The organism is Rhodococcus triatomae, from assembly GCF_014217785.1.
GTDB lineage: Bacteria > Actinomycetota > Actinomycetes > Mycobacteriales > Mycobacteriaceae > Rhodococcus_F > Rhodococcus_F triatomae.
On sequence record NZ_CP048814.1, the window covers coordinates 2,166,693 to 2,187,784 of the forward strand.

Annotated in this window: 12 protein-coding genes and 2 pseudogenes; 8 read left to right on the plus strand and 6 right to left on the minus strand. The window is 69.5% G+C overall.

Annotation, left to right across the window (positions count from 1 at the left end; genetic code table 11):
* Positions 1-16 precede the first annotated feature (16 nt).
* The 3 genes and pseudogenes from murJ to G4H71_RS10185 all read right to left on the minus strand — a co-directional run.
* Positions 17-4,096, minus strand: coding sequence for a murein biosynthesis integral membrane protein MurJ (gene murJ / locus G4H71_RS10175; protein ID WP_083343292.1), 4,080 nt, complete (start codon positions 4,094-4,096; stop codon positions 17-19).
* Positions 4,093-6,459 carry a DUF6049 family protein gene (locus tag G4H71_RS10180; RefSeq protein ID WP_072739691.1) on the minus strand — a complete coding sequence of 789 codons (2,367 nt, stop codon included), beginning with the start codon at positions 6,457-6,459 and terminating at the stop codon, positions 4,093-4,095. The genes murJ and G4H71_RS10180 overlap by 4 nt, the downstream gene beginning before the upstream one ends.
* A 101-nt stretch (positions 6,460-6,560) precedes the next feature.
* Positions 6,561-7,124 (minus strand): annotated as a pseudogene (locus tag G4H71_RS10185) (NUDIX hydrolase); the annotation flags it as partial.
* 113 nt (positions 7,125-7,237) lie between these two features.
* Between G4H71_RS10185 and G4H71_RS10190 the strand changes: the two are divergent.
* The gene (locus G4H71_RS10190) at positions 7,238-8,692 is read left to right on the plus strand and encodes a CCA tRNA nucleotidyltransferase (RefSeq protein WP_072739690.1); all 1,455 of its coding nucleotides are present in this window, start codon (positions 7,238-7,240) and stop codon (positions 8,690-8,692) included.
* 9 nt (positions 8,693-8,701) lie between these two features.
* Here the strand turns inward: G4H71_RS10190 and adhP are convergent, their stop codons facing one another.
* Positions 8,702-9,733, minus strand: coding sequence for an alcohol dehydrogenase AdhP (adhP, locus tag G4H71_RS10195; protein WP_072739689.1), 1,032 nt, complete (start codon positions 9,731-9,733; stop codon positions 8,702-8,704).
* A 272-nt stretch (positions 9,734-10,005) separates the two neighbouring features.
* On the opposite strand from adhP, the gene G4H71_RS10200 reads away from it, so the two are divergent.
* The 7 genes and pseudogenes from G4H71_RS10200 (at position 10,006) to G4H71_RS22965 (ending at position 18,907) form a co-directional block, all read left to right on the plus strand.
* Complete coding sequence (locus G4H71_RS10200; RefSeq protein ID WP_072738881.1) at positions 10,006-14,181, plus strand: bifunctional nitrate reductase/sulfite reductase flavoprotein subunit alpha; 4,176 nt, start codon at positions 10,006-10,008, stop codon at positions 14,179-14,181.
* Positions 14,182-14,383: 202 nt separating this feature from the next.
* The gene (locus G4H71_RS10205; protein WP_139183360.1) at positions 14,384-15,601 is read left to right on the plus strand and encodes an alpha/beta hydrolase family protein; all 1,218 of its coding nucleotides are present in this window, start codon (positions 14,384-14,386) and stop codon (positions 15,599-15,601) included.
* A gap of 149 nt (positions 15,602-15,750) precedes the next feature.
* A complete protein-coding gene (locus tag G4H71_RS10210; RefSeq protein WP_072738879.1) occupies positions 15,751-16,158 on the plus strand; it encodes a TOBE domain-containing protein in 408 nt (135 codons plus the stop codon).
* Between the two features lie 30 nt (positions 16,159-16,188).
* Positions 16,189-17,016, plus strand: a complete 828-nt coding sequence (gene modA / locus G4H71_RS10215; RefSeq protein ID WP_083343333.1) for a molybdate ABC transporter substrate-binding protein — start codon at positions 16,189-16,191, stop codon at positions 17,014-17,016.
* Positions 17,013-17,819 carry an ABC transporter permease gene (locus G4H71_RS10220; protein ID WP_072738878.1) on the plus strand — a complete coding sequence of 269 codons (807 nt, stop codon included), beginning with the start codon at positions 17,013-17,015 and terminating at the stop codon, positions 17,817-17,819. The genes modA and G4H71_RS10220 overlap by 4 nt, the downstream gene beginning before the upstream one ends.
* Before the next feature lie 56 nt (positions 17,820-17,875).
* Positions 17,876-18,298 (plus strand): annotated as a pseudogene (locus G4H71_RS22960) (ATP-binding cassette domain-containing protein); the annotation flags it as partial.
* 360 nt (positions 18,299-18,658) lie between these two features.
* Complete coding sequence (locus G4H71_RS22965) at positions 18,659-18,907, plus strand: TOBE domain-containing protein (RefSeq protein ID WP_437438445.1); 249 nt, start codon at positions 18,659-18,661, stop codon at positions 18,905-18,907.
* Positions 18,908-18,941: 34 nt separating this feature from the next.
* Here the strand turns inward: G4H71_RS22965 and G4H71_RS10230 are convergent, their stop codons facing one another.
* Complete coding sequence (locus G4H71_RS10230; protein ID WP_072738877.1) at positions 18,942-19,295, minus strand: hypothetical protein; 354 nt, start codon at positions 19,293-19,295, stop codon at positions 18,942-18,944.
* A 199-nt stretch (positions 19,296-19,494) separates the two neighbouring features.
* Positions 19,495-20,967: a glycoside hydrolase family 183 protein gene (locus G4H71_RS10235; RefSeq protein WP_139183362.1), complete on the minus strand. Its 1,473-nt coding sequence runs from the start codon at positions 20,965-20,967 to the stop codon at positions 19,495-19,497.
* Positions 20,968-21,092: the final 125 nt, after the last annotated feature.

The following is a 21,092-nucleotide window of genomic DNA, read 5'->3' on the forward strand; positions in this document are numbered from 1 at the left end:
GGTAGCGCAGCGGGCCTCAGCGGACGGCGTTGAATCCGAGGTCGGCGATGGTGGACTGGTTGCGGCCGTCGGCCGTGCTCAGGCCGGTGATCCAGACCAGGACGTTGCGGGTCGGTGTGTCGGTGGTGACCGGGATCTCGGTGACCCCGCCTCCGAGGGTGGCGGTTCCGACGACCTGAGTCTGATCGAGGGTCTGGTCCGGCGCGGCCGCCGACCGGATCTCCACCTCGGTACCCGGAGTGGGCGAGTTGATCCAGACGTTCGCGAGGCGGGTCGGTTCGGGCAGCGTCACCATCAGCCCGACACCGTTCTTCAGTGCCGGGAAGGGCTGGAAGTAGGCGTCGGTGCTCCAGACGGTGGCGGGGTCTCCGTCGAGGACGAAGCGGGCGGCGGCCGCGCTGTCCGGCGTGCCCTGCGGGGAGAACACTGCCACTCGTTCCGCCTGTACCGGGGCGGTGGCCGCGGCAGGCGGGGGCGGCGCATCTCCGCCCGCGGGCTCCTCGGCAGGTGCCTCCGCCTCGGTGGTGAGACCGAACTCCTGTTGGCTGAGTGGGGCGTTCGAGCTCGATCCGGTGAGGAAGTTGGCGAGCCAGAAGCCCAGCAACGCGAGCACCACGATCGTGATGACGGCCAGCCCCGCGAGTGCGACGAGCATGCGGTTCGACTTCCGCTTCTCCTCGGCGACCGCCTCCGGGTCGGCCAACGAGTGACCTGCCGCGCCGTCGGCCCGCTGGCCCAGACGTAGCGCCGGGATCAGTTCCGTCTTGTCGTTGACTACCGTGGCCTGATCGAGGATGTGCTGAACCGTTGCGGCGGTGCGGATTCCGCCGTTGGGCTCGAGTGACCGCAGGGCCACCGCGGAGATCTCGAACGGGACCTCCGGGCGGATGACCCGGGGCCCGATCGGCTGGCCGCTGGAATCCCGGTCGGCCAGGCGCATTCCGCCGACCGTGCCGGAACGTGGTGTTCCGGACGCGCCGGGCGCCCCGAGCGGCCACCGAGAGGTGATGAGCGCGTAGAGCATCGCGCCGAGGCCCTGGACGTCGGAGGCGGAGTCGGCATCGGCGAGGGTGCCGGGAAACGCGAGTACCGCGTCGCCGGTGATGCTGATCCGAATCCGATCCGGGTGGTCGATCGAGAGGGCGCCACCTGCCCGATGCGCGGTTTCCGCGGCGGCGGCGAGAGCACGGATGGCCCGGGCGGCGCCGATCGGCGACGGCTTCGTGTCGGCCATCTCCCGCAGCGATCGACCGGGCGTCCACTCGGCGACGACGATGCCACCGGAGCTGCCGCGCACGACGTCGAGAACGCGCGCGAGGCCCGGGGAGTTGATCCGGCCGAGTCGCAGGGTGCGCGACAGGATCGCCTGGGGGCCTTCCGGTCCCGTCGACGTGACTCGCTGGTCGGCGTCCACGAAGGTGAGCGCCACCTCGCGGTCGAGCTTGACGTCGAGCGCCTGCCAGAACTGCAGACCGCGGGCTCCGCCGTGGGGTGTGAGCAGGCGGTATCGCCCGCCGGCGACGGACGCACCCGGGATCAGCTTGGGGCCACGGGGCCCTCGTGGCGGCGGGGTGGCACCGCGTGCCGGGCCGGGCGGAACCCCGCCACCGGCCTGCGGGGTACGGGCCTCGCTCGGTGCCGCATCCGGGGCCGGGGCGTCGGCGGACGAGCCGGATGCGGCAGGAGTGTCGGACGCGTCAGGGCGGTCGGACGCGGCGGGAGCGTCGTCGTCGGCGTCCGGTTCGGGCAGATCGGCCGGAGCCGGGGCCGGGGCCGGTGCGCCCGCCGCGGGAGTGCCGGACTCGTCGGTGCCGGTGGGGGAATCGGTGGCGTCGGGCTCGGCCGCGGCGTCGTCGGAGCGAGCGTCGCTCGCAGGTGCCGAGGGACCGGAGCCGGGAGCGGGAGCGCCCTGGGACGGCGAGCGACCCGAATCGTGTTCGGTCGCTTGCACCCTGGTGGAACGGCCGGCCTCCTTGACGCCCGCCAGGTCGTCGTCGCTCACCCTCACTCCTTCACCCTCGAATGGACTCTCGAATGCGCCGCGCCGGCTGATGCCGGGCAGCGCTCCGTCCCGTCCGCGTCCAGGGTACGGGAGTGCGGTCGGGGCTTCGCCCCAATGCTCACGTCCGATTGCCGGGAAGACGTCGGTGGGCGCCTCCGCGGCGGGGTCGACCTTCTGCATCTCCGGCACGGCGTGGCGACCCCGGATCTTACGATTGACGGCCACGGTGACGGAGACGACCTCGGGGATCTTCGCGAACCACAGCAGCACGAAGGTGACGACGAGCATGAGCAGGCCCGTGATCATGATCCGGATCATCGAGCCAGGACCGCCGAACTCACTGGTCAGGCGCTCGAGTCCGATCAGGCGGTCGAGCCCGAGGACCACGCCCGCACCGACCAGCGAGGCCGCGAGCACTCGCCACACGGTGCGGCCGACGTTGGCCATCTGCAGGTTTCCGAGGCTGCGATGCAGCAGGTAGCCGCCGATGACGGCACCGACGGTGTAACCGATCCCGTTCGCGGTGCCGAGCAGGATCACCACGTGGTCGTCGCTCGCGACGAGGGGCACCAGCAGCGACAGCACGATCTTCACGGCGGTGATGCCCAGGACGATCCACGTCGGAGTCCAGGCCTGTTCGCGCGCATAGAACACCCGGAGATGGATGAGAACCAGCGAGTACGGGATCAGCGTGAACGCGGACCAGCTCACCGCCTCGCCCAGACGGGTGGCGTCGCCGGCGCCGAAATTGCCGTAGCCGTAGAGCGCCTGGCCGACCTGCGGCCCGGCGAACGTGAGGAAGGTGATGATCGGAACCAGCGCGATCATCGTCAGCCGGGTCGCGACGGACAGGTCGTCCACGACGGCGGGGGTGTCCTCCGCGGCGGCGTTGCGGCTCAGCCGCGGCATGATCACAGTGAGCACGGTGACGCCGAGGACGCCGTACGGCAGCTGGAGCAGCAGCCACGCGTTGTTGTAGATCGCGGGGCCCGCGGCGTCCGCGCCCGCCGACACCCGGGTGGCGACGATCATGCCGACCTGGCTGATCGCGACGTACAGCATGATCGCGAGCGCCATGCCGCCGAACTGCCGGAGCCGATCGTCCAGCCCCCACAACGGCCGCAGCGAGATCTTCTCCCGGCGCAGCGCGGGGATCAGGCACAGTGCCTGGGTGACGACGCCGGAGGTCACGCCCAGGCCGAGGAGCAGCAGTTTCGGGTCACTCATCCGGACCGGGTCGAGCGAGATCTCGCCCGGGGTGATCCAGAACAGCGCGAGCACGGTGAGGACGACGACGTTGTTGAGTACGGGTGCCCACGCGCCCGGTTTGAAGACCTGGCGGGTGTTCAGGATGGCCGTGAACAGCGCGGACATGCCGTAGAAGAGGATCGCCGGCAGCAGCAGATAGGTGAGCGCGGTGGTCAGCGCGTTGTCGACCTTGCCGTCGGACGGGAGGAACACGTAGTGGGTGAGAACCGGGGCGGCGGCGGTCGCGAGCAGTGCCGCCGCACCGAGCAGGCACACGCTCATCGTGAACAGGCGGCGGACGAACGCCTCGCCCTTGTCCGGGTCTTCGCGCTCGGCACGGACCAGGACCGGCACCACGATCGCGGTGAGGACGGCACCGAGCACGAACTCGGAGATCATGTTCGGAATCTGGATCGAGATCGTGAACGCGCTGGCGACGGCCGCGCCCAGCGTCGTCAGCAGCAGAAGTTGTTTGGCGAACCCGGTGATGCGGCTGACCAGGGTGGCGATCGCGATCGACCCGGTCGACGCGAGCAGCCGGGAGTTGCTCAGTGAGCGTCCCTGTCCCGACTCGTCGCTGCCCGGCTCCGTGTCGGTGGGTGCGGGCGCCTCGTCGTCACGGACGGGCGGGGGTGGTTCCCGGTCGATCCGGATGGCGGGGAACTGCACCGTCGGGGCCTCGTCCCAGCGCAGTTCCGGGGAGTCGTAGGGCCGTCCCCAGCCGCTCACCCGTTCGGGTGGTCGCCGGTTCGGGGCCGGTGGGCGACGGGGGGCCTGGCGTGGTGGTGGCGGAGGTACGCGTCGCTCGGGGGCGCGAGGGCCCTGTTCGGGCGGCTTCCCGGTCATGAACGTTCGTACCCTTCGTCAGCGCGGTCCGGCTGGCCCCGGAAACGATGCCACAGCCGACGCCCGGCGAGGAAAAGCAGGAGGGCGCCCGCGCCTGCCGTGAGGATCGCCAGAACCTGGCCGTAGGCGTTCGAACGCACCGTCACGCTGGTGGGTTCGCCGAATTGCCTGCCGTCCTCCGAGGCGAGTGAGAATTGCACCACGAGTTTGCGCGAGTCGGCGATTTCCGTCGGAACGGTGAGGGTTCGGCTGCCGCGCGGCGGCAGCTGGGTGGGCCCGATGTCGTCGATGATCACCTCGGCGGGCGCCTGGACGTGCAGGCGGACCCGCACACCGATGGGCAGGTCGTTGCGCGCCACCAGCGGGAGCGGACCCTGTTCGGAGGCGAGTGTGTAGACGCCGCCCGGAGACACCACCGTCACCGCGCCGAACAGGTCGTCCAGGGAGGTGGCGACCTCGTCGACCCGCGTGTTGGCGGCCCGTTCGGCCTCCCCGCGCAGGCCGTCGCGCCGGTGGGCGAGGCTCATGGCCCGCAGGAGGTCCTCACGCAGTGGGCTGGTGAACAGCGCCGGCGTCAGCACCGCCTGGGGTTCGTCGACCAGCGCTGCGGTGAGCGAGTCGATCCGGGGAAGCTGATCGGCCGCCGCGGCGCGGACGTGCTCGGGGACACCGTCGGCGACGGCTTGTTGCGGCGCGGCGAGGGTGGTCGGTCGCGGGGAGCCGGGCTGGCGGCCGAGGATCTCGGTGAACGGCCGTGCGGTGGCGAGTCCGGACCGCAGCAGGGTGGTGGTGGTGGCGAGCAGTGCCTCCGCCTCGTCGGCGTCCGCGGTCCACAGCTGGGGTGGTACGACGAGGAGCGAATCCGGTGCGGTGTCCCGGTCCGGCTCGACGGCGGCCCAGGTCATCGCGCCGAGCGCGTCCTGCAACCGGGCGGTGCGCGAGTCCTCGGTGAGGTCGTAGCGCGCGTCCTGTGGGGTGTACGAGGGCGTCTGGGGGGTGGCGCCGACCGCGGCGAACGCGGCGCCCACCGCGGGATCGAACAGCAGCGCGTCGAGTTGCCCTCCGGTGGGCTCGGGCGGCGCGAGCCGGGCGAACTCCCCGGAGACCGGGTCGTCGACGGTGTTGTGGGCCACGAGCGCGGTGGCCGGACCCTGGGCGCGCACCATCTCGGCGGCAGCGGGCGAGAGGATGCCGGAGTCGGTCCAGACGAATCCCCGGACACTCTCGATGCCGAGGATCCTGTCGACGAGATCGGCGGGGGCCGTGAGCGCGCTGGCGGACAGGGCCGGGTCGCCGATGGAGGCGACGGCACCCAGGTCCACCTGCGCGAACGGCACGGCCGTCACGCACGTGGTGGAGGCCAGAGCACGAAGCCGATCGAGCCAGGCGCTCGCGGCGTCCTCGCCGGCGCCGGGACGGGCGGCGCCCGCAGGTTCCGTCGGGTCGTCGACGACGAGGTATCCGCGGGTCATGTTGGTGACGGTGATGAGCAGGTCCGGGTCGACGGCGATGCAGGTGCTGTCGCGGACGGACCGCCCGCGGTCGGTGCCGTCGCGGGTCGCGTACTCGAGGGCGCCGAGCAGGCCGTCGAGCCGCCCGCCGCTGTCCAGCGACCGGGACAGGTCGTCGTCGACGAGCCGGACCTGCTCGGTGACCGATCCGGGCAGCCCGGCGGCGAGCCGGGGCTCGTCGGCGAGCGGCCAGAGCATGGTGAGGGCGACGGGGGACGTGGTGTCCGGGGGCACGGGTGGCGCATCGGGGCCGCTACCGGGTACGCCGAGCACCGGCAACAGGAAGCGGGCGTCGTCCAGGCGTGCGGCACCGCCGTAGTCGGGTGTGCCGTTGACGTTGACGAGCAGTGGGTACACGCCGGGGTCGGTGATGTTCAGCGACGGCTCGGCCACCGACTGCAACGGCATGGACAACGAGAAGGTGGCGCTCTCGCCGCGGTCCAGGTCGGTGGCGACGTTCTCGAACAGGCCGACCGTGTCGAACCGGGACTGGTCCAGGGTCAACGACGTGCGCAGTGCCTCACTGGTCGACACCGCGGGCCCGCGCTGCAGGCGTACCGAGACGTCCTCGACCCGGCGGTCCCCGATGTTCTCCACGGAGCCGGTGACGGTGACCGTGCGCGGGCTGGTCGTGGTGACGGTGGACGGGGTCACCTCCTCGATGTCCAGCCGGAGGAACTGCGGCTCGCGTACCTCGGCCGTCCCGGGAGCGGTCCGTGCCGGTCCGGACGGGGACGCGGCGGCATCCGGGAGCGCTGTCGTGAGCGGGACGGCGAGGGCACCCCCGGTGGAGCCGAGCAGCGTGAGCGCGGTGAGGAGGCAGACACCGACGCAGCGCAGCACTGCCGTCATCCGGCGTCCGGCCCCGGCTCGGGTGTCCTCGGGTCGACGTCGTCGCTGGTGCACGGGTCGACTTCGTCGCTGGCGCACGGGTCGACTTCGTCTCCGGCGCACGGGTCGACTTCGTCGCTGGCGCACGGGTCGACTTCGTCTCCGGGCATCTTCGCGATCAGCTCGCCGGCGATCTCGGCCAGCTTGCGTTCGTCGGCGTAGGCGAGCCGCGACCCGAGTTCGCTCAGCGGCACCCACGCCACCTCGGTGACCTCCACGTCCTCGTCGCAGAGCTCTCCGCCGCGGAAGCGCAGCAGGTAGTGATGGACGGTCTTGTGGACTCGACGGCCCTCGGTGACGAACCAGTAGTCGATGCTGCCCAGGGAGGCGAGGACGGTCCCGCGGATGCCGGTTTCCTCCTCGACCTCGCGCATTGCGGTCTGCTCCGCCGTCTCACCCTGTTCGATGTGTCCTTTCGGCAGCGACCACAGGAGCCGACCCCGGCGGTCGGTGCGGCCGATGAGTGCGGCGCACAACTGGTCGCGGGGGCCGTCGAGACCCGCGACGACGAGCCCGCCCGCGGACGTCTCGCGCACCGTCCGCATGCGGGGGCGGGGGGTTTTGCCGACGCCGCTGCGCCGCCGCGAGTTGCGGCGGTTCTTCCTGGCTCGTTCGGCACCCGACACCTCATCGATAGTAGTTGGAGAAAGGAGCGACGATCGCCATCCACGCTGCGCGGCGGCTGCCCGGCTGCGGCAATCCGTAATCGGGTTTGCCCACCTCGGTAAGCTCCGAGGACGTGACTGCCCCTTCGCCCGACCCTGACCGCCGCGCCCGCCTGCTGGCCGACGCCGAGACCACGCTGCGGCAGCTGTCGGATGTCCTCACTCCGCTCGGTGATCGGTTCGCCGACGCCGGTCACGAGCTGTATCTGGTGGGGGGCACGGTGCGGGACGCGGTCCTCGGCAGGCTGGGCACCGACCTCGACTTCACCACGGATGCCCGCCCGGAGCAGGTGCAGGTACTGCTGCGCGGATGGGTGGACAACCAGTGGGACACCGGCATCGCGTTCGGGACGGTCAGTGCCGTCAAGGACGCGCAGCAGATCGAGATCACCACCTTCCGGGCCGACGCGTACGACCGGGTCTCGCGCAACCCGGTGGTGCGGTACGGCTCGACCCTCGCCGACGATCTGGTGCGCCGTGACTTCACGGTGAATGCGATGGCGGTGCGGATCGGTCCGGGCGACCGGCAGGAGTTCGTGGACCCCCTGAACGGGATGGACGCGCTGCTCGCCGGTGTGCTCGACACCCCCGCGGCGCCGGAGGACTCGTTCGCGGACGATCCGCTGCGGATGCTGCGTGCCGCCCGGTTCGTCTCCCAGCTCGGGTTCGTCCTCGCCCCACGGGTCCACGAGGCGATCGTGGCGATGGCCCCGCAGATCGAGCGGATCACGGCCGAGCGGGTACGCGCCGAACTCGACAAGCTGATGCTCGGTGACTACCCGATCGACGGACTGAACGTCACGGTGGAGACCGGCCTGGCCGAGCACGTACTGCCCGAGGTGCCGGCGATGAAGCTCGAGATCGACGAGCACCACCAGCACAAGGACGTCTACTGGCATTCGCTCACGGTCCTGAAACAGGCCATCGATCTCGAGGACGGCGATCCGGACCTGGTACTGCGCTGGGCGGCGCTGCTGCACGACATCGGCAAGCCGGACACCAAGCGCAACGAACCGGGCGGTGGCGTGAGCTTCCATCACCACGAGGTCGTCGGCGCGAAGATGGCGCGCAGGCGGATGCGGGCACTGAAGTACTCGAAGCAGATGGTCGACGACGTCTCCCAGCTGGTGTTCCTGCACCTGCGGTTCCACGGGTACGGCAAGGGGCAGTGGACGGACTCGGCGGTGCGCCGGTACGTCAACGACGCCGGCCCCCTGCTCCCGAAGCTGCACAAGCTGGTGCGTGCGGATTGCACCACCCGGAACAAGCGCCGGGCAGCCGCGCTGCAGGCAACCTACGACGACATCGAGGCGCGGATCGAGCGGCTCGCCGCGGAGGAGGATCTGGCGCGGGTACGTCCGGACCTCGACGGCAACGCGATCATGGAACTGCTCGGGCTCGCGCCCGGCCCGGAGGTGGGCAGGGCCTGGAAGTTCCTCAAGGATCTGCGGCTCGACCGTGGCCCGCTGGACCGGGACGAGGCCGAGGCCGAACTGGTGAAGTGGTGGGCGCAGCACCAGGAGGGGTGAGCGGTCCGGTCAGGATCGCATGTCCATGACGACGCGTCCTTCGATCGCGCCCTTCTCCATCTCGGTGAAGATGTCGTTGACGTCCCCCAGCGGCCGCACCCGGTAGGTCGGCGTGATCTTGCCTCGGGCGAAGAAGTCGAGAGCTTCCTGCATGTCCTTGCGGGTCCCGACGATCGATCCGCGCACCGTGAGCCCGAACAGCACCGTGGTGAAGATGTCGAGGGGGAACTTCTCCGGCGGCAGCCCCACCAGCGAGACGGTGCCGCCGCGACGCAGCGCGCCCACGGCCTGCGGAAAGGCGTGCGCGTTGACCGCGGTCACCAGCGCGCCGTGTACTCCCCCGCCGGTCTTGTCCTGTAGTTCCGCCGCGGCGTCGGGTGAGGTCGCCGCGTCGACCGTGACCTCGGCGCCGTGACGGCGCGCCAGGGCCAGCTTGTCGTCGTCGACGTCCAGGGCGGCGACGCGCCTGCCCATCGCGACGGCGTACTGGACGGCGATGTGACCGAGCCCGCCGATACCGGAGATCAGCACCCATTCGCCCGGTTTCGTGTCGGTGACCTTCAGCCCCTTGTAGACCGTCACCCCCGCGCACAGGATGGGACCGACGGCCGATTCCTCGACGCCGTCCGGGATCACCGGACAGTACCGGGAATCGACGAGCATGTACTGACCGAACGATCCGTCGACCGAGTATCCCCCGTTCTTCTGATCGGGACACAGTGTTTCCCAGCCGGTTTCGCACCATTCGCATTCGCCGCAGGCGCTCCACAACCAGGCATTGCCGACGAGGTCGCCCACCTTCACCCGGGTCACCTCGTCTCCGACGGCCACCACGGTGCCCACTCCCTCGTGACCCGGGACGAATGGGGGTGAGGGCTTGACCGGCCAGTCGCCGTGGGCGGCGTGCAGGTCGGTGTGGCACACGCCGGTGTAGTCCACCTTCACCAGCGCCTCGTGGGCGCCGGGGGTGGGGACGTCGACGTCGTCTATCGTGAGCGGGCCGGCGAACTCGTGAACGACGGCAGCCTTCATCGTGGTCATGAGCGGTCTCCTCCGGATGCAATGGTGCGGCTGTGACCGGTCGATGTCTCGACGCTAGACCGTCGGACTCGGCGCCGTCAGAGGATTCCGGCCCACATCGCCGTGCCACGTGACCTCCTCGTCACGGGCAACTCACCGCCTCGGCCGGGGTCGGGTGCGAAGGGTGTCACCGGACGCTCACGCCCGTTAATGCCGACGAAACAGTTCGGCAGCCACCATGGAACCTGGTCGCGCGGACGGTCGGGCGCGGCCTCGAGGTGAGGAGTTGGGCCATGTCCGGTGGCACCACGACGCAGAAGGCAGGAGTGTCGCTCGTCAAGAGCGCCTGCTCGTACTGCGGCGTCGGCTGCGGAATGGTCCTGCAGGTGGAGACGGATCCCGAGACCGGGCGCCGCACGCTCCTGTCGGTGGCCGGCGACAAGGAACACCCCACCAACTTCGGGCGGCTGTGCACCAAGGGCGCCACCAGCGCCGAGATGCTCGCCGCCGGCGGTCGGATGACCACCGCGCACGTGCGGGACCAGCGCGGGTCGGCCCCCGCCGCGATCGGGGTGGACGCCGCGATCACCGAAACCGCCCGTCGTCTGCGCGAGCAACTCGACGCGCACGGGCCGGACGCGCTGTCCTTCTACGTCTCGGGGCAGATGTCCCTCGAGGCGCAGTACCTGATCACCAAGCTCGCCAAGGGCTTCGTCGGCACCAATCAGATCGAGTCGAACTCTCGGCTGTGCATGGCCAGCGCGGGAACCGGGTACAAGCAATCGCTCGGCGCCGACGGACCGCCCGGGTCGTACCAGGACTTCGATCATGCCGACGTGTTCTTCGTGATCGGCGCCAACATGGCCGACTGCCACCCGATCCTGCACCTGCGGATGATGGATCGGGTCAAGGCCGGTGCCAAGCTGATCGTGGTGGATCCGCGCCGCACCGCCACTGCGGAAAAGGCCGATCTGTTCCTCCAGATCGCGCCCGGTACCGATCTCGCGCTCCTCAACGGCCTGCTCCACCTGATCGTCGCGAACGGGCACACCGATCCGGGATTCATCGCCGCGCACACCGAGGGGTGGGACGCGATGGGCGAGTTCCTCGAGGAGTACACCCCGGAGCACGTCGCCGAGATCACCGGCCTCGCGCCGGAGGATCTGCGCACGGCCGCCCAGTGGATCGGTGCCGCCGACAACTTCATGACCTGCTGGACGATGGGGCTCAACCAGAGCACGCACGGCACCTGGAACACCAACGCGATCTGCAACCTGCACCTGGCCACCGGCGCGATATGCCGTACCGGCAGCGGGCCGTTCTCCCTCACCGGCCAGCCCAACGCGATGGGCGGCCGCGAGATGGGGTACATGGGCCCGGGGCTCCCCGGGCAGCGCGCGGTCCTGTCCGATGCGGATCGCACGTTCGTCGAGGACGTGTGGGAGTTGCCGGCCGGCTCGATCCGCACGGACGTCGGCACCGGCACGGTGGACATGTTCGAGCGCATGGTGGCGGGTGACATCAAGGCCTGCTGGATCATCTGCACCAATCCGGTTGCCTCCGTGGCGAATCGCCGCACGGTGATCGAGGGGCTCGAGGCAGCGGAGGTGGTGGTCGCGCAGGACGCCTTCCTCGACACCGAGACGAATGCCTACGCGGACATCCTGCTGCCGGGTTCCATGTGGGGCGAATCCGACGCGGTCATGGTCAACTCCGAGCGCAATCTGACTCTCGCGCAGCAGGCGGTGGACCCCGTCGGTGAGGCGCTGCCGGACTGGGAGATCATCGCGCGGGTGGCGTCGGAGATGGGATTCGCGCACGCGTTCACCTATTCGGGCCCGGAGGAGATCTTCGAGGAGATCAAGCGTTTCTGGAATCCGAACACGGGGTACGACCTGCGCGGCGTCACCTACGACCGGCTGCGGCGCACGCCCGTGCAGTGGCCGAGCCCACCCGGCGACTCGCCCGACCGCAACCCGCTGCGGTACGTCAACGACGGTGTGAGCCAACACCTGCGGACAGATCCGGACGGTACGGCACCCGCACTGTCCTTCGCCACGGCGAGCGGCAAGGCCGCCTTCTTCCCGCGCCCGCACATGCCCGCTGCCGAGCTACCCGACGAGGACTATCCCTTCGTCCTCAACACCGGCCGGTTGCAGCATCAGTGGCACACGATGACCAAGACGGGGAAGGTGGCCAAGCTCAACAAGCTCAACCCCGGTCCCTTCGTCGAGTTGCACCCGGATGACGCAGCAGCCCTGGATATCTCGGACGGTGACCAGGTGGAGGTGGCGTCGCGACGAGGCCGAGCGGTGCTGCCCGCGGTGGTGACCGACCGGGTCCGTCCGGGGGGTTGCTTCGCCCCGTTCCACTGGAACGACAGCTTCGGCGAGTACCTGTCGATCAACGCGGTGACCAACGATGCGGTGGATCCGCAGTCGTTCCAGCCGGAGTTCAAGGCGTGTGCCGTCTCGCTCACCCGGGTGAGCGCTGCCCCGGAGCCCGCGGCGGTGCCGACTCCGCAGACCGGGGATTCCCCGCTCGCGCGGGTTCGCTCGGTGCTCGGTCTCGGTGACGGCGGCACCCCGCAATTCGACGATCACGAGCGCGCATACCTCGCGGGACTCCTCGCCGGCATCGAGAACAGCTCGGGTGGTTCCGGCCCGGGTGTTCCGGTGCTGCCGCGAAGCGCGCCGGTCTCCGGTTCCAAGCGGATGTGGCTCGAGGGGCTGCTCGCGGGCATGTTCGCCCGCGAGGAGCAGGGGGCGGGTCCCGCTCCGGCCACGGCGCCCGGGACCGGCTCCGACGACGAGGCCCGCGAACGGATCGTCGTGGCCTGGGCGTCGCAGACCGGAAATGCCGAGGAGTTCGCCGGTGAGGTGGCTGCCGCGCTGACCGCCGCCGGACACCGGACAGAGCTGGTGGACATGGACGACTGCGACGTGGCCGGGTTGGTCGGCGTCTCCACGCTGTTGGTCGTGACGAGCACCTTCGGTGACGGCGACGCCCCGGACAACGGGGCGCGGTTCTGGGAGCAGATCAGCGCTGACTCGGCACCTCGTTTGTCCGGCACGCGATACGCGGTGCTGGCCTTCGGCGATTCGAGTTACGGCGACTTCTGCGGGTTCGGACGCCGGATCGACGCCCGCCTGGAACAACTTTCGGCTACCCGCCTGATCGACCGGGTGGACTGCGAGCCCGACTACGAGGAATCGGCACGCCTCTGGCTGGATCGGGTCCAGGGGCTCGTCGCAGACGCGGAGGGCGCAGCACCCGGCGCGTCCGGCGGCCCGACCTCGGTCGCGGCGTCCCCCGCAGCGCCGTCGCCCACGGCCCGGGACAGCGCTGCTGCCTACACGAGAAAGTCCCCGCTGATCACCCGGCTGGTCCGGAACACGCGGCTCAGTGCCGAGGAATCGGCGAAGGACGTACGCCAGTTCGGCTTCGAGATCGAGGATCCGGCCTTCCGGTACGAGGCGGGCGACGCGCTGGGGGTGTGGCCGTCCCACAGCGACGACACGGTCGAGGAGTGGATGAAGATCACCCACGTCGATCCCGACGCCCTGGTCGCGGTGGACGATTCGGCGGAGATGCCGCTGCGGGAGGCGCTCCGCACCCGCTGGGAGATCACGAAGGTCACTCCCGACCTGCTGCGCTTCGTGCAGGAACGCACGCAGAACGCCGAGTTGGCCCGGCTGCTCCGGCCACAGAACAAGATCGCTCTCGAGCAGTGGCTGTGGGGTCGCCAGGCGGTGGACGTCCTGGGCGAGTTCGACGTCGAGGCAGAGTGGGACGAATGGGCGAGTGTCCTGAAAAAGCTTCAGCCGCGGTTGTATTCGATCTCCTCCAGCCCCAAGGTCGATCCCGGTGAGGTCCAGTTGACGGTGTCCGCCGTGCGCTACCATCACGAGGGGCACCGCAGGCACGGAGTGTGCTCGACCTTCCTCGCCGATCACTGCCACGACGCGCAGGTGCCGATCTTCCTGCAGAAGTCCGCGCACTTCCGTCCCCCGTCGGCGTCGGACACCCCGATGATCATGGTGGGGCCGGGTACCGGGATCGCCCCGTTCCGCGGATTCCTGCAGGAACGAAGGGCATTGGGCCACCGGGGCCGTAACTGGCTGTTCTTCGGTGAGCAGCATGCCGCGACGGACTTCTACTATCGGGACGAGATGGAGTCGATGAACGCGGACGGGTTCCTCACCCGATTCGACACCGCGTTCTCCCGGGATCAGCGGCAGAAGATCTACGTGCAGGACAGAATCCGCGAACACGGTGCGCGCGTGTGGGGTTGGCTGCAGGACGGCGCGCATCTGTACGTGTGCGGGGATGCGAGCCGGATGGCCAAGGACGTCCACGACACCCTCGAGGCGGTGGTGCGCACGCACGGCCGGATGGACGAGGACGACGCCCGCCAGTACCTGAAGCAGATGGCCGCCGACAAGCGGTACGTGCGCGACGTCTACTGACGCCCGTCCAGGGATCGCTCGGCCGTGCCTCGCTCGGTCGATCAGACGGGAGATGACCGATTCACGGGTGGCGCCTCACGCGGGGCGCCGCGCACAGCGGGCTCCTTCGCGCATGTAACCCGATCTCGATACCTCTGGACACGTCGTCGACCGACCTTTAGGCTTTGCGGCAAGAATCTTTGTGCTAAACAAAGGAGTCTCCATGCCCGATCCCGGATCGACGAGGTACCTCGATACCCCGTTTCGCCGCACACGTATCGGTGCGGGATCGGCGCTGACCGTACTGCTACTCGCCATCGGTGCTTGTTCTGCCGAAACGGCTCCGCCGGAAGTGGATACGCGAGAATCGACCGTCCCTGGAAAACTTGTCGACACGGCTGACGCCGAATCGTCGACCGGCACCTCGGGGAGAATCGCGTTCACGTACACGTCCACCGCGTTTTCCGGTGAGCCGGTCGAAGTCGAAGGGCTCGTCGACCTCCCCGATGGCACTCCTCCCGAGACCGGATTTCCGGTGATCGGGTGGGCCAACGGCAGCACCGGGTGGGCACCGGACTGTTCGCCGTTCGACCAACCGAGCCCGTTCGTCGACTCCCTTCTGGCGGAGTGGACAGAACGCGGATACGCCGTGGTTCGCACGAACTATCAAGGCTGGGACGATGGACGACCCCTACTGCACGGCAGAGCCAATGCGGAAGCGTTGATCGACGCGATCACCGCGGCACACGAGGCCACGGGTGAGCTCACGACCGACTGGATCGCCCTGGGCCACAGCGAGGGCGGAGCCGCGGTCATGTGGGCCGCAGACCTCGCAGCCTCGTCCGATTCGCCCTTTCCACTGAAGGGAGCAGTCGCGTACGCCCCCACCGGGCCCGGCGTCGGCGACTTCCTCGAGAGGACACTCGCGGGCGAGCCGGTCCCTCAGGGCGCACAGCCGCTCATCTCGATCACCGCTCTCGGCGCTCACGTCGTGGACGACACCATCGATCTCGATCGGCTGATCACGGATGCCATGCGCCCACAACTCGACCGAGCCACCATCTCGTGCCTGCCGGACCTCGCGGAACTCCCTCAGATCCAGGCCGGCAACTACCTCCACCCCGGCACCGATGCCGACAAACTGCTGTCCTATGCCCGCGAACAAGACCCGTCTCGGGCGACCGTGCAGGTGCCGGTGGCCATCTTCCAGGGAGGCGAGGATCAGACGACGGTGACACCGGCGACCACCGAAGCGATGATCCGAGAACTATGTGCCCGCAGTGATCTCCCCATCGAGTATCACTACTACCCGGACGCCGATCATCGATCCGTGGCCACGCTCGCTCAGGAGTCCGCTACCCCCTTCGACTTCGCTCGCACAGCCGTCGCCGGAACCACACCTTCGACCGTGTGCGGATCGGCGACGCCGACCGGCGGCTGAGCAGTCTGTGCCCTGTCGAGGACCATGCCGATCAGTTCGGCCGCCGCAGCCTGGTCCATCGACCTACTTGTTAGTCGTGCATGCGGCTGAATATCGCGTATTCTTCCGCATATGAGAAATCATGCTGCAACTCGGGGAACCCGCCGCGCATGACGAGTATCCGGATACGACAAGCCGCGGAACTCCTCGGCGTCAGCGACGACACCGTACGTCGGTGGATCGACGGCGGTTCACTGACGGCGCAGAAGGATCAGGCCGGCCGGATGACCATCGACGGCGCCGTGCTCGCGGAATTCGCACGCACGCACTCCGGGAAACCGTCCGCCAATCCCCTGTCCTCCGAGAGCTCGGCCCGGAACCGGTTCACCGGCATCGTCACGGCGGTCACGACCGACGCGGTGATGGCGCAGGTCGAAATGCAGTGTGGTCCGTTCCGGGTCGTCTCGCTGATGAGCAGCGAGGCGGTGCGGGATCTCGGTCTCGAGCCCGGGCGGATCGCTGTCGCGGTGGTCAAGTCGACCACCGTCATCGTCGAGACACCCGGCACCGACACGTGACCGGGCGTCGCTACAGGGAGTGAGTGGCCGATGAGGTCGAATATCGAGCGCAGCGTCGTCCGGCGCACAGGTGCCCGGCGGGTGGGAGGTGTTCTCGCTGCCGCCGTGATGGCGGTGGCGGTATCGGCCGCGTGTGCATCGGACGATTCCGGCGAGTCGGCGGCGACGACGGAATCCGCTGCGGGCGAGAGTATCACCGTGTTCGCCGCGGCCTCGTTGAAGAACACGTTCACCGAGATCGGGGAACTGTACGAGGCGGAGAACCCCGGATCCAGTGTGGAGTTCAACTTCGCCGGGTCCTCCGATCTGGTGGCGCAGCTCCAGCAGGGTGCCTCCGCCGACGTGTTCGCCTCGGCCGACACGGCGAACATGACGAAGGCGACCGACTCGGGACTCGTCGACGGTGAGCCGGTGGACTTCGCATCCAACACACTCACCATCGTTGTCGCGCCGGGCAATCCGAAGGGCATCACCGCGCTCGCCGATCTGACCGCCGACGGCACCCTGTTGGTGACCTGCGCCCAGCAGGTGCCGTGCGGGGCCGCGACGACCAAGGTCGAGGAGGCTGCCGGGGTCGACCTGACGCCCGTCAGTGAGGAATCCTCCGTCACCGACGTGCTGAACAAGGTGACGAGTGGACAGGCGGACGCCGGTCTGGTGTACGTCACGGACGCGGCTTCCGCCGGTGACCAGGTCACCGAGGTGCCGTTCGTGGAATCGGACGGAGTGGTCAACGTGTACCCGATCGCGGTGCTGTCGGACTCCGGCTCGTCCGCCTCCGCGCAGGCATTCGCCGACCTGGTGACCGGAGCGCAGGGCCGTGCCGTTCTCGAGGAAGCAGGATTCGCCCAGCCGTGATCTCCCGCCGAGCGCCTGCCGTCCCGTCCGGGCTGCCTGCCTGGATCTTCGTGCCGGCGGCGCTCGGCGGCCTCTTCGTGATACTCCCGCTGGTGGCGATGCTCGCCAGTGTCGACTGGTCGCGGTTCGGTGAACTCGTCACGTCCGAGTCCTCGGTGGCGGCACTGCAACTCAGTCTGAAGACGGCGTCGGCGAGCACCGTGATCTGCATCCTCCTGGGAGTGCCCATGGCTGCCGTGCTGGCGCGTAGCGCGTTTCCCGGCTTGCAGATCCTGCGTTCGCTGGTCCTGCTCCCCCTGGTCCTGCCGCCGGTGGTCGGTGGCATCGCCCTGCTCTACACCTTCGGTCGGCGCGGGCTCATCGGGCAGCATCTCGAGGTGGCCGGCATCAGCATCGCCTTCACCACCGCAGCCGTCGTTCTCGCCCAGACGTTCGTCTCGCTGCCGTTCCTCGTCGTCAGCCTGGAAGGTGCACTCCGCACGGCCGGCCGGAGGTACGAGGATGTCGCCGCGACCCTCGGTGCCCGCCCCACCACGGTGTTCCGTCGAGTGACCCTCCCCCTGGTTCTCCCCGGACTCGCCTCGGGTGCGGTGCTGTCGTTCGCGCGGGCACTGGGCGAGTTCGGTGCCACCCTGACGTTCGCGGGCAGTCTGCAAGGGGTGACCCGGACCCTGCCGCTCGAGATCTACCTCCAGCGGGAGACCGATGCGGATGCCGCGGTGGCGCTGTCCCTGGTGTTGGTGGTGGTCGCGGTCGTCGTGGTGATCGCGTCCCGCGCTTTCACGCGGTGGTCGACATGGTGACCGCCTCGTCCCTGACCGTGCGAGCGGCGGTGCCGGCCCGTGGATTCGACGTCGATCTCGAGGTGGGACCCGGTGAGGTGGTCGCGGTTCTGGGGCCCAACGGGGCCGGTAAGTCGACCCTGCTGTCGGTGCTGTCCGGCCTGCTCCGGCCGGACAGCGGCCGTATCGTGTTGGACGGCCGCACGCTCACGGACACGGATGCGGGAGTGAGTGTGCCCGCGCATCGCCGGTCGGTGGCGATGCTCGCTCAGCAGCCACTGCTGTTCCCGCACCTGGCGGCCGCCGCCAACGTCGCCTTCGCGCCGCGAGCAGCGGGCCTCGGGCGCCGTGCCTCCCGGGAGGCGGCCCACACGTGGCTCGAGGCCGTGGACGCACTGGACCTCGCTCGCAGGCGCCCCCATCAGCTGTCCGGTGGCCAGGCACAGCGGGTGGCGGTCGCGCGCGCACTGGCCGCGGATCCGAGGGTGCTCCTGTTGGACGAGCCCCTCGCGGCCCTCGACGTCTCCGCGGCCCCGGCTGTCCGCGCGCTGCTGCGGGACGTGCTCCGGTCCGGCGAGCGGATCGCGTTCGTCGTCACCCACGATGTACTGGACGCCTTGGCGCTGGCGGACCGCGCGGTGGTGATCGAGGCCGGGCACATCGCCGAGGCGGGGACGGTCCGCGACGTATTGAGCCGCCCGCGCAGCGACTTCGCGGCACGGATCGCCGGGCTGAATCTGTTGGCGGGAGAGGTGGTGCGCGGAGGTGCGGGCCGGGGCGAGGGATTGACGAGTGCCGACGGGGTTTTCGTGCACGGTGTGGTGGACGCGCACTGCGGGGCGGGGGATCCCGGGGTCGCCGTGTTCGCTCCGCACGCGGTCGCCGTCTACACGTCGGCTCCGGAAGGCAGCCCGCGCAACGTCTTCGAGGTGACCGTCCGTGAACTCGAGGCCAGGGGCTCCGTCGTTCTGGTGACCGGTGCGGTCGGCGCGACCACGGTGGCGGCCGAGATCACCGCGGGTTCGGCGGCGGACCTCGACCTCGTTCCGGGCGCGCGGGTGCACTTCGTGGTCAAGGCCACGGAGGTGGCGGTGCACGCGAGAAAATGACGCGCCCCGGTTCGATCCGTTCGAATTCGCTGCGTCAGCGCACCGGATCGAACGGGTTGAATGCGAAGACCGGTCGCAGGCCGGCCAACGGGCCTTCGGCGGGGGTCACCCGCCACACGCCGTGCGGACCGTCCGGCCCGTGCTGGACGCAGTGGAAGACCTCGCCCCGGAACACATGGCACCAGATCGGCGCGGCCGTGCCGTGGGGGCTGAGAATCAACGGGTACGCCGAGCGTTCGGCGAAGGCACCCGGGTCCCAGGGTGCAACGAATCGTTCCGTCACGTCGAACGGCCCGGTCGAATCGGGTTGCGCTGCGGCTGTCGGTGTGGCGCCGAAGACGCCACCGAGGAGGAGTGCGGCGGTGGCCAGCGCTCGTTTCGTCATCATGGTCCTTGATTCCTTCCGCCGTCACCCCGCGCCGGTACGTAAGTAATGTCGGCCGTGCAGGTGGTGTCGTTACCGACCTCGAGCCCCCGCGGGCACGACACAGCCCCGAGAACTCCCCGGGCCGCCGGAGCCCGCGGTCATGGCTCGACGTGTGCGGGAAGGGTGCAGGTGCCCGGCTATGCCGGAATGCTCATGGTCCTCACCCGATCTCGGCGTGCATGAGATAGACGTTGTACGTGTCCCAGTGCGAGAGCGTGAAGTACAGGTCGTCGGGAGTGGACCAGGGGTGCAGGAATCCGCCGTACGACGAGGGGTAGTCGTAGGTCTCGACCAGACGGGCACGTTCGGACCAGGCGCCCTGCGGCGTGGTCGCCTCCCGGAGCACGATCGCACCGGCACCGAGATCCAGATAGGCCATCTGCCACACGTCGCGTTCGGCGTCGTAGCGCACGGAGAGCTCACTGGCGGTGCCGTCGACGACGGGGGTGGCCAGGTGCTCGACGACGGGGACCCAGTGCCCGGCCACCCAGTACTGGTACGCGGACGGGTTGAGCACGTCCGCGGTGGGTACGCGGGCGAGGCCCACCGAACCCATCCGGCCGTTCGGGGTGCCGAAGACGTACACGTGATCGCCCTGCGGGACCATCGCCGCGACCTGGAAGCGTCCCAGGCCGAAGATGTTGTGCCACTTGGCGTGCTGGTCCTTGGTCCAGGTTTGACCGTTGTCGTCGGAGTACGCGATACCGCCGTGGTTCGTGTACCACATGCCGGGCACGACGCTCCACCGCCGCACCGACATGTAGCTCATGTACTGACGGTCACCGATCGCGAACCCGGAGGTGGGAATCGTCGTCGTCTCGTAGTTGCGGACGTGCCGGGAGTCGAGGATCTCGGCGGCGTGGCAGCGGCTGCCCTGCACCATCGAGTCGATGGTCATGCCGTCGGAGAGGTCGGTGTCCGTGCTGTGCCCGAGGACGTTGCTGCGCCAATCCTCTCCGTTGGCGCCCGGCGGACGCCAGTCCAGGCCGAACGTGTCACCGAAGGCGACGGCCACCTCGCCCGGCGCGCTCTCCCAGATGATGCCCAGATCGGTTCCGGAGACCTGCCACCGCTTGTCGGTGCGGTTCTCCGAGCCGGGGCCGGTCAACTGCGAGACGAGCCGGACGTCACGGACGTCGGGAGTGGGCGGTGCCGCGACCGTCCCGGCAGGCTCGATCGGCGGGAGGAGGAACGGTGGTGCCGGCTGCGGCTCGGGCGCGGGGTTGTCGCTGGGGACGGGGATCGGGATGGTCTCCGGCTGGGGCACGATCTCGATCCGCGGGAGGCCGAGGTCGGCGGAACCGGACGATCCCGAGGATCCGTGGGAACCGGACGATCCCGTGTCCCCGGCCTCGTCGGGTTCCTCGCTGCGATCGGTGAGATCCGGGCAGGGGTTCGCACAGGGATCGTCGGGGAGCTGTTGCTCGACCCGGGTGAGATCGGGAGCGGGACCGGGCTCCGGCACGGGGACGAATTCCGGATAGGGCAGCGGGATCTGGATCGCGTCCGGCAACGGAGGCAGCGGCAGGCCGGGAACCGGATCCGGAGCGGGCGGCCGTGCCGGGTTCAGCCCGGTTTCACCGCACGAGTTGACCGGGAGCCATCCGGTGGGCGCGGCCTGCGCCGTCGACATTCCCACGGCCACGGGAAGGGCAGTGGCGACCAGGGTGGCGGCGACGGCCAGGCAGAGCGGCGGCCGATCCAGCGGTGGTCGAACTCGGAATGTCACGCGCGTCTCCTCGGGGGTTCTTGGCATCG